Origin of the sequence: Peptostreptococcus anaerobius VPI 4330 = DSM 2949 (assembly GCF_000381525.1) — a bacterium.
GTDB classification, from domain to species: domain Bacteria; phylum Bacillota; class Clostridia; order Peptostreptococcales; family Peptostreptococcaceae; genus Peptostreptococcus; species Peptostreptococcus anaerobius.
This window is the reverse complement of sequence record NZ_KB906624.1, coordinates 19,535-36,680: the sequence shown is the minus strand read 5'-3', so window position 1 is coordinate 36,680 and position 17,146 is coordinate 19,535. Positions and strand designations below refer to the sequence as shown.

12 protein-coding genes are annotated in these 17,146 nt (G+C 37.8%); all 12 read right to left on the bottom strand.

Annotated features, from left to right (window positions below; genetic code table 11):
• Window positions 1–656 precede the first annotated feature (656 nt).
• The 12 genes from pyk to sstT all read right to left on the bottom strand — a co-directional run bounded on the left by pyk (window position 657) and on the right by sstT (window position 17,018).
• On the bottom strand, window positions 657–2,393 hold the full coding sequence (gene pyk, locus F823_RS0106700; RefSeq protein WP_002845806.1) for a pyruvate kinase: 1,737 nt from the start codon (window positions 2,391–2,393) through the stop codon (window positions 657–659).
• A gap of 81 nt (window positions 2,394–2,474) precedes the next feature.
• Window positions 2,475–3,446 (bottom strand): 6-phosphofructokinase, encoded by a 972-nt coding sequence (gene pfkA, locus F823_RS0106695; RefSeq protein WP_002842643.1) that lies wholly within the window; start codon window positions 3,444–3,446, stop codon window positions 2,475–2,477.
• Window positions 3,447–3,797: 351 nt separating this feature from the next.
• Window positions 3,798–7,379: a DNA polymerase III subunit alpha gene (locus F823_RS0106690; protein WP_002845804.1), complete on the bottom strand. Its 3,582-nt coding sequence runs from the start codon at window positions 7,377–7,379 to the stop codon at window positions 3,798–3,800.
• A gap of 108 nt (window positions 7,380–7,487) precedes the next feature.
• The gene (whiA, locus tag F823_RS0106685) at window positions 7,488–8,453 is read right to left on the bottom strand and encodes a DNA-binding protein WhiA (protein ID WP_002842614.1); all 966 of its coding nucleotides are present in this window, start codon (window positions 8,451–8,453) and stop codon (window positions 7,488–7,490) included.
• A 4-nt stretch (window positions 8,454–8,457) separates the two neighbouring features.
• Window positions 8,458–8,871: an NUDIX hydrolase gene (locus F823_RS0106680; protein ID WP_002842623.1), complete on the bottom strand. Its 414-nt coding sequence runs from the start codon at window positions 8,869–8,871 to the stop codon at window positions 8,458–8,460.
• A gap of 31 nt (window positions 8,872–8,902) precedes the next feature.
• Entirely contained in the window at window positions 8,903–10,042 is a 1,140-nt protein-coding gene (locus F823_RS0106675; protein ID WP_002842642.1) for a gluconeogenesis factor YvcK family protein, read from the bottom strand.
• 11 nt (window positions 10,043–10,053) lie between these two features.
• On the bottom strand, window positions 10,054–10,938 hold the full coding sequence (gene rapZ, locus F823_RS0106670) for an RNase adapter RapZ (RefSeq protein ID WP_002842610.1): 885 nt from the start codon (window positions 10,936–10,938) through the stop codon (window positions 10,054–10,056).
• Window positions 10,939–10,951: 13 nt separating this feature from the next.
• On the bottom strand, window positions 10,952–11,689 hold the full coding sequence (locus tag F823_RS0106665; protein ID WP_002842597.1) for a PHP domain-containing protein: 738 nt from the start codon (window positions 11,687–11,689) through the stop codon (window positions 10,952–10,954).
• 16 nt (window positions 11,690–11,705) lie between these two features.
• Complete coding sequence (gene murB, locus F823_RS0106660) at window positions 11,706–12,626, bottom strand: UDP-N-acetylmuramate dehydrogenase (RefSeq protein ID WP_002842633.1); 921 nt, start codon at window positions 12,624–12,626, stop codon at window positions 11,706–11,708.
• Window positions 12,627–12,717: 91 nt separating this feature from the next.
• Window positions 12,718–13,665 (bottom strand): HPr(Ser) kinase/phosphatase, encoded by a 948-nt coding sequence (hprK, locus tag F823_RS0106655; RefSeq protein WP_002842638.1) that lies wholly within the window; start codon window positions 13,663–13,665, stop codon window positions 12,718–12,720.
• Window positions 13,658–15,481, bottom strand: a complete 1,824-nt coding sequence (uvrC, locus tag F823_RS0106650) for an excinuclease ABC subunit UvrC (protein ID WP_002845802.1) — start codon at window positions 15,479–15,481, stop codon at window positions 13,658–13,660. Before uvrC ends, hprK begins: the two co-directional genes overlap by 8 nt.
• 268 nt (window positions 15,482–15,749) lie before the next feature.
• Window positions 15,750–17,018, bottom strand: a complete 1,269-nt coding sequence (gene sstT / locus F823_RS0106645) for a serine/threonine transporter SstT (RefSeq protein WP_002843908.1) — start codon at window positions 17,016–17,018, stop codon at window positions 15,750–15,752.
• Window positions 17,019–17,146: the final 128 nt, after the last annotated feature.

Below are 17,146 nucleotides of genomic sequence, written 5' to 3'. Positions count from 1 at the left end.
TTGCGGCTTTTGTAACTCCATATTTTTTAGCAAATTCACATAATTTTTGGCGGTAACGCATTTCTTCTGTTATAATAGACATGAGAGGACTCCTTTACTAAATGGTTTTGTTGATATTACTATTGTATCAGAGTTCCTCTCTTTTTTTATTCAATTGTGTAACATATGTTATAGCACATTACAAATCTATTTTATTCCTGCACCTATAGCTCAAACTATTCAATTTACCCCGAATGGATTTCACATCAATTACCTATACAGGCTCCCGATAAGGACACACTAAAACTACCTACACAGGCTCACGACAGAGACACACTACACTATACCTACACATGTTCCCGACAGGGACACACTACAACACATCTCTACATAGGCTCCAGACAGAGACATACTAAACCATACCTACACAGGCTCCCGACAGGGATATACTACAACATCTATACACACTACCAATCACCAACACGAAAAAGGGTGCTATGTCTGGTTGAAATAACATAGAGATATTTTTACCATACATCAATGCGAAGAGTCATGGCCAAAAATCCACTGAACGCAGTGAACGATTGGATTTTTAATGACCCAAGCATATGATGTATCAAAAATATCGACCAGTTATAAAACCAGACATAACACCCTTACCTATTATTAACTTTTAACTAAGCCCTAGTAATAGTCCCGATAGCAGTCTCTACCATAATCACATCACCAGTCTTAACCTTGCTTGTAACACCCTGTACTGACACTACTACAGGTACACCTAGGTTGATACCTGCAATTGCTGCATGAGATGTCATTCCACCAGTCTCAGTTACTACTGCAGAAGCTTTTTCAATATACTTAACCATCTGCTTGTCAGTTCCTACTGTAACTAGGATGTCTCCCTCGTTGAAATCTACTTCTTCACCTGGGTTGACTACTCTTACCTTACCTTCGACAACACCTCTTCCGACACCTACACCTCTTCCGATGAATTCAGTTATTGTAGATACCTTGATTAAGTTAGTCTTTCCTGTCTTACCAACTGGAACACCTGCTGTGATAACAACTAGGTCGCCTGCATTTACATAGCCAGCTTCCTGAGTCGCTTCTATGGCTTCATCAATCACTTCGTCAGTGCTCTTAGATAGTCTATATAATACTGGGTAGGCTCCCCAAGTAAGTGACATTCTTCTCATTACTCTTTCGTCAGCTGTTGCAGCTATGATAGGTGCCTTAGGTCTAAACTTTGACACCATTCTAGTTGTATGTCCTGAAGATGTACAAGTTATGATAGCACTAGCTTCTAAGTCTAGAGCTGTTGTACAAGTAGCGTGTGATATAGCATCTGTAACAGTTACGCCGTTTACGCAGTTTGAATATCCTCTAATATTTGAATAATCTAGTGTTTCTTCTGTTCTAATAGCTATTCTGTTCATAGCCTTTACAGCTTCAACTGGGTACTTACCAGCAGCTGTTTCACCTGATAGCATGATAGCATCTGTACCATCATATATAGCGTTGGCAACGTCTGTTACCTCAGCTCTTGTTGGTCTTGGGTTTCTGATCATTGAGTCCATCATCTGTGTAGCTGTTATTACTGGCTTAGCAAGCTCATTACACTTAGATATGATCATCTTCTGAACGATTGGCACCTCTTCACTAGGTATCTCAACACCCATATCTCCTCTTGCTACCATGATACCGTCTGATACCTGGATAATTGCATCTATATTGTCTACACCCTCTTGACTCTCTATCTTTGAGAATATCTGGATGTCAGTTGCTCCCTTTTCTTCTAATATCTTTCTTATTTCAAGTACGTCAGCAGCCTTTCTTACAAATGAAGCAGCTATAAAGTCTATACCCTGTTCGATACCAAACTCTATATCTTCCCTATCCTTTTCAGTAATGGCTGGAAGATTTACTTCTACTCCCGGAAGATTTACACCCTTCTTAGAAGATACCTTACCTGAATTCTCTACTCTTGTAATTATATCCTGTCCTGATATTTCTACAACCTTTAATGATACTAGACCGTCATCTATTAGGATTGTGTCTCCTACCTTTAGGTCCTTAGCCATATCCTTATAAGATACTGTACATCTTTCTCTGTTACCAACACAGTCATCCATTGTAACTACGAACTTGTCGCCTTCAACTAGCTCAATTGGCTCTTCAAAGTCACCTGTCCTTATTTCTGGACCCTTTGTATCTAGTAGGATTGCTACTGGAGCATTTAATTCTTTTCTAATTCTCTTTGTACGGTCCATTCTCTCCTTATGTTCTTCATGTGAACCATGTGAGAAATTAAATCTACATACATTTAACCCGTTTAAAATAAGTTCTCTTAGTATGTCGTCTGAGTCTGTTGAAGGACCCATTGTACAAACTATCTTTGTCTTCTTGTTTATCATTCACTCCACCCCTTATCACTTACTTATTTTTATATACATATATTAAACAATGTTTATAACCTATGTCTACCACCTAAATTACTATATAGATAGGACCTTGGCCATTTCATATGTTTCTACATCAAATTCCTTTGGTAAAGAAAGTGCTTCCTTAATATCCATATCTATTATTTTGTTATCTCTTATACCTACAACTCTTGCAGTCTTACCTTCTATCAATAGTTCTACTGCCTTGTTCCCCATCTTACTTGCTAGAAGTCTATCAAAAGATGATGGAGATCCACCTCTTTGAACGTGTCCAAGAACTGTAACTCTAACGTCTGCATGGTCTTTTTCAACTAGGGCATTCTTTAGTCCAATAGCTCCATCAACGAAGTCTCCTGCACCCTCTGCAAGGACTATGATACTATGCTTCTTACCTCTTTTTTGTGTTGTTCTAATTCTCTTTACTATCTCTTCTCTATCTATATGTACCTCAGGTACTACTATAGATTCGGCACCACCTGCAACACCTGCATATAGGGCAAGGTCTCCACAGTTTCTACCCATTACTTCTATTATATTTATTCTTTCATGAGAAGATGATGTATCCCTTATCTTACTTATTGCATCTATTATTGTATTACTTGCTGTGTCAAAACCTATTGTATAATCAGTGTAGGCCAAGTCATTGTCTATTGTACCCGGTATTCCAATAGTTGATACACCCAATTCACTAAGTAGGTTGGCTCCGTTAAATGATCCATCTCCACCTATTACTACTAGGGCCTCTACTCCCTTTTTCTTTAGTATCTTTGCAGCCTTTTCTCTTCCTTCTGCTGTCTTAAATTCATTGCATCTTGAAGATTTCAGTATAGTACCACCCCTCTGGATGATATCACCAACTGATGAAAGGTCCATTTCTATAAATTCTTCTTCTAATAGTCCCTTATATCCTCTTTCTATACCATATACCTTATATCCATAGTATATTGCTGTTCTGACTACTGCTCTGATAGCAGCATTCATACCTGGTGCATCTCCACCACTTGTTAATACGGCTAAACTTTTCATGACTTTCCTCCTAACACGCTTATTTCATTTACCTTCTATAATAAATTAATACACTAATTCGATCTATCTTAGGCTAAAATTTAAATTTAAGACCTATTAAAATTAAATGATCCTTAGGTCGGGTCGTTTATAATCCCAAGTGTACAAATTTTATCCCATAAACTCCAAAAAAAAACTGAAACGTTCTTTTCTTGTATTATACCACAAAATAGACGTTTCAGTTATATTTTTTTTATAATTTTACTGATAGCTTGAATTTTAAAAGCTACTATTTTCAATATATTTAACACACATCAATAGCTTAAACATATAAATCGGGATACTCCTTTGATAAATACTGTTTTTTTGACTTTACTTGATTACTATATTAAATTTTTCTATTATCTCTTCAAGGTCACTTCTTAGTTTATCATCGGCGTAAACACCCATTTCAGACAGTTGGTAGGTCTTTTTCTTATCCCCTATATTTTCATCTTCAGGGAAAATAACCACCTTGTCTAATCCTTGGTGCTTCATTATAACCCTGTAGATAGAATTGATAAGGTCTGTATTTTTCATGCTATTCACCCTGATAAAAAGCTTCTTTCCTGTAGCTTCAAGACTAGGTCTAGCTTCTTTTTTGTATGTGTTTTTCTTAGAACTTGAATATGAGTCTTCAAACTCACTTTCATCTGTTATGTCTTTTATCTGACCAGCGAGGATTGAAACATCTTCATCCTCTCTAATACTCATCCTACCCTTTATGAGAACTATACTATCCTCTTTTAATAAGGACTTATATTCTGTGTATGTCTTGGGAAATACAACCACTTCTAGACTACCAAATATATCTTCAATCTCTACAAAGGCCATCATTTCATTTTTCTTTGTAGTCATCAACCTAGATGACACGACTATACCGCCAACTATATGCTCTTGGTCGTTTAGTTCTTGCAGTAATTTAGGATCTTCTTTTAGTTCCTTGATCTTAAAGTTGTTTATAGATGTCCTCCTGGCTAGGATGTCCTCGTATTCAGATAGGGGATGACCTGATATATACATACCCATTACTTCTTTTTCCATGTCCAGAATGATTTTTTGCTTGAACTCATCGTAGTGCTTGATGCTAGTGTTGTCTATTATTCCTAGGCCCTGTCCCTGGTCTGACACCATATCAAACAAGGATATCTGCCCTTCTACATTTCTTTTCTTGTCCCTGCTGACACTGTCTAGTATGTCTTCAAAAGATAATAATAGGCTAGCCCTTGTCTCTCCAAGTGAATCTAGGGCACCACATTTTATAAGGCTCTCAATCGCCCTCTTGTTGGTAAACCTTGAGTCGAGTCTTTTTATCATATTTACAAAGTCCGTAAATTCTCCGCCTTCTTCTCTTTCCTTTACAATACCGTCAATCACATTGGCTCCAACATTCTTTACTGCCACAAGACCAAATCTTATGTGACCCTTGTCTACTGAAAACATTGAATATGACCTGTTGATATCCGGCGGCAATACCTCTATACCAAGCTTGCTACACTCTCTCATATATTCAACGACCTTGTCTGTGTTGCCTATTACAGAAGTCATCAGAGCCGCCATAAACTCAACTGGATAGTAGGTCTTAAGATAGGCTGTCTCATAGGCAAGCACCCCATAGGCAGCTGCATGAGACTTGTTAAATGCGTACTTTGCAAAGTCTATCATATCGTCAAATATCTGGTTGGCTATATCTTCTGGTACCCCGTTTCTGATGCAGCCAGGTATTTCGATATTTCCCTTATCGTCAAACTTACCATGTATAAAGTACTGTCTCTCTTCTTCCATGACATCCATCTTTTTCTTTGACATGGCACGGCGGACAAGGTCACTTCTACCAAAACTGTAACCTGCAAGCTCTCTAACCACCTGCATAACCTGCTCCTGATATACTAGACAACCATATGTAACCTCCAAGATAGGCCTTAGTTTTTCGTGTAGGTAGGTTGCCTCCTCAGGGTTATTCTTAAAGCTGATATACCTAGGTATAGAATCCATTGGACCCGGTCTAAATAGGGATATACCCGCAACTATATCTTCAAATGAGTCCGGTTTTAACTGCTTCATAAAGTTTCTCATGCCTGAACTTTCCAGCTGGAAGACTCCTAGGGTATTGCCTGACGAAAGCAGCTCATAGACCTTTGGATCATCGTAGTCCATCTTTGAAAAATCTATCTTTTCAGTGTAGCCCCTGTCCTCCCTGTTTATCTCTATAAGGTCTAGGGCATCTCTTATAACTGTAAGGGTTCTTAGACCCAAAAAGTCCATCTTTAGAAGTCCTAGCTCTTCAAGAGTAGTCATTGTAAACTGGGTAGTAATGGAGTCTTGGTTCCTGTAAAGCGGTACATAATCGTGGACTGGTCTTTTTGATATAACCACCCCAGCGGCATGGGTTGAAGCGTGCCTTACCATTCCTTCGAGCTTTCTTGATACATCTATTACTTCCTTTACATCCTGGTCAGACTCATACATTTCCGTCAAGGTAGGATTTTTATCAAAGGCCTTGTCTATTGTCATATTCAGTTCAAAAGGTATCTCCTTGGCAACTGCATCGACCTTATTGTAGGCTATATCAAGTACCCTACCTACGTCTCTTATAGCAAGCTTTGCCCCCATTGTACCAAAGGTTATAATTTGGGCAACGTGGTCTGATCCATACTTTCTCTTGACATATTCTATTACTTCTTCACGCCTCTTATAACAAAAATCTATATCTATATCGGGCATGGTAACTCTTTCAGGGTTTAGGAAACGTTCAAAAAGCAGGTTGTACTTTATAGGGTCTATATCCGTTATCTTAAGGGTATAGGCAACTATAGAACCCGCAGCAGATCCCCTACCAGGTCCGACCATTATATTATTCTCTTTGGCAAAATTTATAAAGTCCCAAACTATCAAGAAGTACTCTATATAGCCCATATTCGCTATAGTATTTATCTCAAATTCAAGTCTGTCTCTTATCTCGTCAGTGATATCTTCATACCTCTCCTCTAGACCCTTTTGGCAAAGATACCTTAGGTAGGACTCCTCTGTATAACCTTCAGGCACCTTGAAGGTAGGTATGTGGTAGTTGTTGAAATCGAACTCAACATTACATCTTTTAGCTATCTCAAGTGTATTATCTATGGCCTCTGGTACAAACTTGAAGAGGCCCTCCATCTCTTCCCTAGACTTTATATAAAACTCATCATTTGGAAACTTCATCCTAGAAGGATCACCAAGGGTCTTTTGCATGGCTATACACATCAAGACATCCTGGATTTTAGAGTCTTCCCTATAGACATAGTGGGCGTCATTTGTAGCTACAAGGGGTATTCCAAGTTCTTTGGATATCTTAATAAGACCTGCATTAACTTCCTTGTCTTCAGCCAGCTTGTGGTCCTGCATCTCTAGGTAAAAATTATCTTTACCAAATATATCCCTGTACTCTACAGCGTAGTTTAATGCATTTTCATAGTTTCTGGCTAGTAAGGCCTTGGCTACTTCCCCATTTAAGCAGGCAGAAAGACAGATTATACCCTTAGAATACTTCCTCAACTGGTCCTTGTCTGTCCTAGGCTTGTAGTAAAATCCATCTACATATGAGTCTGACACTATCTTTATCAAGTTCTCATAGCCCTCGTTATTTTCAGCTAGCAATATCAGGTGGGAAGAGTACTTGTCCAATACTGAATCCTTCTGGTCAAGAGTCCTAGGAGCTACATATACCTCACACCCTATAATAGGCTTTATACCTTCTTTTTTGCACTTCTTATAAAAGTCTATAGCACCAAACATAGTACCGTGGTCTGTGATTGCACACGAAGTCATGCCCAGCTCTTTTAGCCTAGGAATCAACCTATCTAACCTTGAAAATCCATCAAGTAGGCTATATTCTGTATGGACGTGTAGGTGACAAAAATCTTTATTTTCCTCCATGATAATCCTCCTTTCCTATTTTATAAACGAAAATAGCTGATTACCAAATTCTGATAAGTATCAGATATGGTTCTCAGCCTAATAATAATGGCTGACATAAGTATCAGCCTAAAATAAATCTTCTGGTGAGACTTGGTCTCTATACCTGTCAGCTATTTTTTCAATTTTTTTAAATCTATGATTGACACCAGACTTGCCAAGTGGTGGATTCAACATCTCTCCTAGCTCCTTAAGGCTTATATCTTCATTTTCTAGCCTCAATAGGGCTATCTCCTGAAGGTTGTCTGGCAGTTTTTTTATTCCTATAGTCTTTTGTATTATGAGTATATTCTCAACCTGCTTGACTGCTGCATCAACTGTCTTTGATAGGTTGGCTGTCTCACAATTGACTATCCTATTTACGTTGTTTCTCATCTCTTTCATTATCTTTATATTTTGTAGTGACAACATAGCCTTATGAGCACCTATAAAAGTCAAAAGGTCTGAGATCTGTTCGCTCTCTTTTAAGTATACTACATAGTAGTTCTTTCTAGTCACTATCTTACTAGAAAATCCCATGGAATTGATCATATCACTAAGCTCAAATGCATAGTCTTCACTGTTTGATACAAACTCCATATGGTAGTTCTTTTCAGGATCATTTATTGAGCCACCACCCAAAAATGCCCCCCTGAGATAGGCATATGCTTCATCAGGTTCTGAAACTATCCTCGACGATATCTCATTTTTAGGGAAGAATGTCCTTTCATTGTCTATTATGCCAAGATCAACTAGTAGTTTACCCGCCCCCATCTCTGGTGTAATCGTCAAAACATAGCTATTTGTTTTTTTTAACATTTGATTTTTGTTTACTGTGATCGATGTATTTATATTGTAGGAGTCTTTTAGAATCTTAAATACCTTTCTAGCTATGGCATTTAGTTCTGTTGTAATCTTTAGGCTCAACTGCATATTACCAGCCAGTTGTATGGATCCTGACATCCTAACTATTGCCGATAGCTCTGCCCTATCCAGCCTAAAGTCCTCATTTTTTATCCTAGTCAGTTCACTTTTTGCATCTGTTGAAAAAGACATCTTCTTACTTCCTCTTTATTTCCTTTAAGGCTACCTTTATGATCTCTTTTTCATCATCATATCTTGCCATATCTACAACCCTGTCTACATGGACAAACTTGGCTTCTACAAATCCCTCTTCTCTCTGAGGTTGTGTATCCATGTTCTTAGTATGCATTAGATACCAATATACCATCTTGTGGACTGACTTTGTCTGGTCCCAATTTTCCTTGTATGTGTAGTGAATTTCTCCTAGATATTTGTCGATGCTAGCCTTTACACCGGTCTCTTCCTTTACCTCTCTCAAGGCTGTCTCTTCATGGGTCTCTCCTGGCTCTACCTTGCCCTTTGGAAGTACCCAATCACCATTATATTTTTTAAGTAGCAAAATAGCATTTCCTACTAAGACGACTCCTCCTGCGCTTACCTCTTCTCTCATCATACCACTCCTTAAATCAAACGTTAAAATACTAATTCCTTATCTCATTACATATATCTATAACGACCTTTGACACAAGTTCAGAGTCATGTCTTATATAGCCGCTTTTTATCTCTATCAATTTTTCTTCCCTAAGGCTTATGTTAAAGCTCTTTATCTTCTCCCTTTGAATATGGTCAAGCACAACCATCTGAGCCCCATCCTTGGCATACCTTTCGAATACACCCATAGGAAGTTCCTCATTATTGACTATAACATAATCTATAAAGTTGACACCAGCATGCATTATAAGGGCCCTTATATGGTCTACTACGTCCATATTGTCGGTTTCTCCTGGCTGGGTCATTATATTACATAGGTAAATAACCGGAGCCTTAGATGTAGAAAGTGCATCTACTACCCCCTCCACCAAAAGGTTTGGAAGAATGCTAGTATATAAACTTCCCGGACCTATCACTATTGCATCCGCTGACTTGATAGATGAAATCACCTCATCAAGTGGCTTGGCCTTTTTATTGTCTAGGGATATTTTTTTTATCTTGGAGTTATATCTTTTTGATTCCTTGGGAATCACAGACTCACCCACAATTATCTCACCATTTTCCAATTCAGCAACTAGGTTAATATCATCTAGGCTGACTGGAAGTACTCTTCCTGTTATTGCAAATATCTGACTCATCCTGTATACAGCATTTTCAAAGTTGCCATACAAGCCTGTCATCGCTGCCAAAAATAGGTTGCCAAAACTCTGCCCCCTAAGAGCCCCTTCCTTGAACCTATACTGCATTACTTCACTCATGGTTGGCTCTATATTGGCAAGGGCAAGTAGGCAGTTTCTTATATCACCCGGTGGCAACATTCCAAGATCTTCCCTAAGAGCTCCGGAACCACCACCGTCATCTGCTACTGTTACTATAGCTGTAATATTCTTAGTCAGGTGCTTAAGGCCCCTCAAAAATACTGACTGACCAGTACCACCACCTATTACAACTATTTTCTTATCCTTCTTAGACCCTTCTATATCTTCTATCTTCCTCATATTCTGTACTACTGTGTTCTTGTATAGGTTAAAAAACTTATACAAGACTATAACTGTAGCCAAAAAAGCAACCATAGAAAATACAGTAAGTACAAAGAGGATAGATTCCATTTTAGTTAATCCCTCTATCATATTGATTTCTCCTAGTCAAGCTTGGCATCTCTATGCTTTTTAACAGCCCTATAACCATTTGAATTAAGAAAATCATATGTAAGATTGGCTATAGTAACAGACCTGTGTCTACCACCTGTACAACCTATAGCTATTACTAGGTGCTGCTTACCTTCTTCTATATACTGAGGTATCAAGAAGTTAAACATATCGAATAATCTATCCAAAAACTCATGACTAACATCAGAATCCATAACATAGTCCCTAACTTCTTGATAATCGCCAGTTTTTTCTCTTAATTCTTGAACGTAATAAGGATTTGGCAAGAATCTAACATCAAATACCAAGTCGGCATCGATTGGTATACCATATTTAAATCCAAAAGATACTACTGATATTGTTATATTAGGACTTTCAAGCCCATCACCCTCATCATACATACTAGCTATCTCAGCCTTCAAGTCCTTTGGCTTCATATTAGATGTATCTATTATCATATTAGACAGCTTCTTAAGGGGCTCCATGATTGACCTTTCCTTCTTGATACCATCTGGTATCTGTGAATTACTGGCCAAAGGATGGTTTCTCCTAGTCATCTTGTATCTTTTGACAAGGACTTCATCATCACAATCCAGATAGATCATATCATACTTGTAGTTTGCTGTTCCCAACTGGTCAAGTGCTGAGTTTAATTCTTCAAAAAACTCCCTACCCCTGATATCTATTCCAAGAGCAACCTTGTCCATATTAGACTTTGACTTGTCCTCTCCAGTATTAGAATGGAAAAACAACTCAGCAAAATTAAAAATTAGAGCTGGTGGTAGGTTATCCACACAGTAAAATCCCATATCTTCTAGAGCCTTCATAGCTGAACTCTTACCAGATCCGGATAAACCAGTTACAATTACAAATTTCATACCAACACCCCCATTATTTTTCTATATTTTCTATCCTGTCTTCATTAATTCCCGCTTCTTTGACTATCTGCATGGCTAGATCAAACCTTCCAACTGTGTCCGGTGCGTGTGCATCAGACCCAATATAGAATTTGACATCCATATCTTTAATCTGCCTTATCATGTCAGCACTTAGCCTGTCGTGATATCCATTTATCTCAAGACCTGTGCCTGTTTCTACAGCTACCTTAGCAACCCTTTCTATATCTATCCTACCCTTGTCACCAGGATGGGATATGTATAACAAGTTATTCTTCTTCATGGCATTTATAACTGACCTAGTATTGTATTCTTTTGAGAAAAAACCATTTGTCAAAAGATTGTCCGCATGATGAAGCAAATTCTTAAATGATGTAGGCTTTGATCCATAGTGGTAGCCAGCCAACATATAGTCAAATATATGAATTAGGTCTGGATCCATATCAATCCTTCCCTTGTCATCCAATATATTACACTCCATACCCATCAATATATTTATCTCAGGATATTTTTCATTTAGGCGGTCTATTTCAGCCCTCTCTTTTAGGGCATTTTCCTTTGATAGGCCATAAAAATTATGTCTAAATCCATGTTCGGATATACCTATAGTCTTGATGCCCTTGGCTATTGCAGCCTTGACGTTCTCTTCTATTGTACCCTTTGCATGTAGCCTATTTTCATTGTTACCACAACTATATCTCGTATGAGTGTGGTAGTCTCCTAATATCTTCATGTTTTACCTCCAGATACTATTCTTCATCTTCTCCAAGTATCTTGACTTCTTCTTCTAAGCGAACACCAAAACATTCAAATACTCTTTCCTTTACATGGTCTATAAGGTTAATTATGTCTTTGGCACTTGCCTTGTCATAGTTGATTATAAAACCTGAATGCTTTGAAGATACTTGAGCTCCACCCATTTGGTATCCCTTTAGGTCTGAATCCTGTATTAGCTTGCCTGCAAAATACCCTTCTGGTCTCTTGAAAGTTGAACCAGCACTAGGGTATTCAAGAGGCTGTTTTGAAGTTCTCTTAAGTCTCAAGTCATCCATTATCTCTTTTATATCTTCATAGATACCCTTTTGAAGCTTAATCCTTGCTGATAGGGCTATGTGCTTTGTATCGGATAGTCTACTATGTCTGTATGAAAATGCCATCTCTTCGTTTGAATACTCTTTTATATTTCCATCTTCATCCATTATCCTTACAGATTCGACTATATTCTTCATCTCTCCACCGTATGCACCTGCATTCATGGCAAGGGCACCACCAAGAGTACCCGGTATACCTGAAGCAAATTCAAAGCCTGTAAGACTAGCCTCCATCGCCTTTTTACCTATAATAGACAGCAGGGCACCTGCCTGTACTGTCATTGTTTCTTCTTCTATTTTATAGTCACTGAAATTGTCTGCTATTTCAATTACTAGTCCTCTAAATCCACCATCTTTTATCAATATATTAGAGCCGTTGCCCTTTATTATGAACGGAATATTATTTTCTTTTGCTATTTTAAATACTTTCTGTATTTCCTCCTCTGTCCTTGGTCTAACAAGTATATCTGCTGGACCTCCTACCTTGAAGGAAATGTGATTATGCATGGGTTCATCTACCATAATCTCACTTTTGTCTAATTCATTTTTCAAGAGTTCAAAAGTCAATTGTTTATCCATAACTACCTCCTTCTAGAAATTTATATATTTCACGCCACCTTATATAATATCTAATCTAGTGAAAAATAACAATAGTTTTGATAATTTTATTCTATTTATTTTTATTTATTTGTTTATTTTTCTCTATTTCATTCATCAGCTTGTCAGAAAATTCTAGGGCTGCATCATCCCCCATTTCCCTCTGTCTATAGTTCATGGCGGCTACTTCTAGAACCATGGCTGTATTTCTACCCGGCTTGACAGGAACTATCAATTTTTCAACCCTTACCCCTAATATCTCTTCATACTCCCTATCTAGACCTAGCCTGTCATAGAATTTGTCTGGATTCCAATTTTCTAGATAAACTAAAATATCAACTTTTTTGGTAGGCTTGACAGCTCGTGCTCCGTATAGTTTTTTGACATCTATTATACCTATTCCTCTTATTTCAAGGTAGTGCCTTAGGATCTCTGGTGCAGATGCAGACAAGAATCCATCATCTATACGTCTTATCTCTACTGCATCGTCAGCCACTAGCCTATTTCCGTTTTGGACTAGCTCAAGGGCAGTTTCCGACTTACCTATACTAGACTCTCCCCTGATCAAGACCCCTACTCCATTTATGTCTACCATAACACCGTGTATTGTCTCAAATGGAGCCATCTTGTCTTCAAGATAAGATGATAGCTTGTTGATAAACCTAGTAGTAGTGCTTTCAGTAGAGCAGACTATTATATCTGATGCCTTGGCAAATTTACTAAAATCCTCCCTAAGTTCCATACCCCTAGTAACAATAATAATAGGTATATCATAAGAAAAATATTCTCCCAAGGCCTTTTCCCTGTGCTCTGTTGAAAAACTACCGAAAAATGTGTACTCTGTTTTTCCTATTACCTGGATTCTCTCTGGAGTAAAGTAGTCAAAATAACCGGCAAGTTGTATACCCGGCCTATTGACTTCCTTTTCTGTTATATATATTTCTTTTGCCGCTTCTAGTTTGCCTGTTAATACCTTTAGTCCCAAATCTTCAATCAAATTCTTTACTGTTACTTTAACCATTGTATTCCCCTTTTTCTAAAATATTTACTATATCCTCTGCTATCTTCTTACTTATACCGTCAACTTCCATTATCTCATCTATACTTGCAGACCTTATCTTGCCTATATCCTTAAACTTGCTTATCAAGGCCAACTTTCTCTTAGGTCCAATACCTGGAACATCATCAAGAATGGATTTAGTAAGCTTCTTATCTCTCAGACTCCTATGGTAGGATATGGAATACCCATGTACCTCTTCCTGAATACCATACACAAACCTGTATAGGCTAGATGTCCTATCTAGTTCTATTGTCTTGTCTGAATTTATAAGCCCCTTGGTCCTATGTCTATCATCCTTATACATGCCCCAAAGAGGTATCTCTAGGCCATTGTCTTTTAGCACCCTTTTTACTGCTGACACCTGGCCCTTACCACCATCCAGTAGTATGAGGTCTGGTAGCTTGCCATGTTTCAATCTCCTGTCTAAGACCTCTGCCATAGAAGCATAGTCATCAGGTCCCTCAACAGTCTTAATCTTGAACCTTCTGTATTCTTTTTTGTCCTTGATGCCATCTGTGTAGACAACCATGGTACCTATAGAATCGACACCCTGTATATTTGAAATATCGTAGGCCTCTATCCTGTGTAGATCACTCTCTATATCTAGGACTGCCTTTAGCTCATCAAGGGCTCCAAGGCTCTTTTGATACTTTTTCTTCTTCAAGTCGTCAAACTTAACAAGATATTCCTCTGCATTCTTCCTAACCATAAGAACAAGGGCTCTTTTTTCTCCCTTTTTAGGTACCTTGATTGAAACATTTGACCCCCTCTTAGAAGACAACATTTGGGCTATTATTTCTTGGTCAAATATCTCTTCTTCAACTATCAGCTCCTTGGGTACATATTCCTGTGACATATAAAACTGCTTTACAAAAGATCCCAGTATTTCGGACCTGTCGTTGTCCTTTATACCATCTAGCATAAATCTTTCCCTACCTGAAATCTTGCCATTCCTGATAAAGAATATCTGGACACAGGCTTCTTGGTCAAAGTTTGCCATGGCAATTACATCCTGATCATTATCACTCTGTAGCTTACTGATTTTCTGCTTTTGGGCAACCTCGTTTAGGCTGTTGATCTTGTCCCTGTATATGGCAGCATTTTCAAAATCAAGGTCCATAGCTGCCTTTTTCATCTTGTCTTCAAACATAGTTACAAGTTTTTCTTCCTTGCCCTGGAGAAACATAATTATCTCATCTATCATCCTCTTGTAATCTTCTTTTATATCATATCCTGTGCAGGGTCCTGTACATTTTTTTATATGGTAGTTTAGGCATGGCCTCATACCAGTTCTAATAGCCCTATCTATATCTATGTTACAGGTCCTAATCGGGTAAATATCCCTTATGAGGTCTAGAACATCATTTACTGCGGATACATTTGTGTAAGGTCCAAAATACTTAGCCTTATCCTTTAATATCTTCCTCACCTTCAAAACCCTAGGAAAGTCCTCATTCACTGTAACCTTTATATAAGGATAAGTCTTATCATCCTTTAGAAGTATATTGTACTTGGGCTTATACTTTTTAATTAGGTTACACTCAAGTATAAGAGCTTCTACCTCTGAGTCAGTGATTATGTATTCAAAGCTATCAATATTTTTAACCATGGAAACGACTTTTTTAGAATGGTTCCTAGATGATTGAAAGTACTGCCTTACCCTGTTCTTTAGGGATACAGCCTTCCCTACATATATTATATTATTGTCCCTGTCCTTCATCAGGTAAACACCCGGGCTGGCTGGTAGTTTCTTTAAATGACCCTCTATATCGAACACCTGATCACCTCCTCGCTATATTGCTTTTCCGTTTATATTTCCATACTGCCCTTATCTTTTTTATTTATATTATTATTCATTATAGTTTCCTAATTTTAAATTTAATATATACTGAGATATATGCTATTATCATATCCCATATTTATTATATCATGATACTATAAAAACCTTAACTTTACTACTACTTATATACCCAAAAATCAATATAAAATATATCATAAAAAAGGATGAGTACTAGACCCATCCCTTTAATAGTTGATATTAAATATTATAAATTAGCTTCATTGTAGGCCTTTGCATCAGCCTTAACAGTCTTATAATCTACTTTTCTACCTTCTTTTCTCCTATTGCAAAGTTCGGCAGTAGCTGTAAACAATACGTCTGTAGATGAATTTAGACCAGTCTCACAAGAGTCCTGGATAACTCCTATTATAAATCCAACTCCTACAACCTGCATTGCTATATCTATATTTATGCCGAATAGAGAACAAGCAAGAGGTATCAACAACAATGAACCACCTGCAACACCAGATGCACCGCAAGCTGAAACAGTTGATAGTACGCAAAGTATAACTGCAGTAGCTATATCTACCTTGATACCTACCGTATGAGCTGCCGCAAGAGCAAGTACTGCTATTGTTATAGCTGCACCACCCATATTGATAGTAGCACCTAGAGGTATTGATACTGAATATGTATCTTCATCTAGTCCTAGTTCCTTACAAAGCTTCATGTTAACTGGAATGTTGGCTGCTGAACTTCTAGTGAAGAATGCATACAGACCAGAATCCTTTAGTGTCCTAAGAACTATTGGGTATGGATTTGTCCTGATGTTCAACCATACTATAATTGGGTTGGCAACTAGGGCAACAAATAACATACATCCAACCAATACCAACAATAATTTTCCATAGTTTGTAAATACTGATATACCATTAGTTGAAACTGTATCGAATACAAGTCCCATGATACCAAATGGAGCAAGACTGATTACTGCCCTTACTGCTCCAGATATAGCATCTGATACGTCCACTAGTATTTCCTTCGTTCTATCGGAAGCCTTTCTTAGTGCAAAACCAAATATCAAGGACCACGTTAAAATTCCTATAAAATTAGCGTTAATGATTGCGTTGATTGGGTTGTCTACGGCATTCATAAGAAGCGTCTTTAAAACTTCTGATATGCCACCCGGTGCGGTCACGTCTTTAGCTCCCTCAGCTAGTACTAAAGTCACTGGGAAAGCAAAGCTTGCTATTACTGCAACTAAGGATGCAACTAAAGTACCTATCATATAAAGTACTATAATTTGTTTCATATTTGTCTTATGACCTTCCTTGTGCTGGGCTATAGCCGCAATTACAAGGAAAAATACCAATACTGGCGCTACTGCCTTTAAAGCACCAACGAACAGTGAACCGAGTATAGCTATTGCCTTGGCGTTCGGGACAGCCATACCGAGCACAGCACCGATAATCATACCGCATATAATACGCTTAACGAGGCTTATGCTGTTCCATTTTTCGAATAAATTTTTCATTATTCATTTCCTCCTTTTATTAATATATTTTCAACTGTGAAAAGTTGATATTGCTATTATACAATAAAAAAAAAGAATGGTCTATAGAAAAACCATTCTTTATTTAGAATTTTTATAAAAAATTTAAA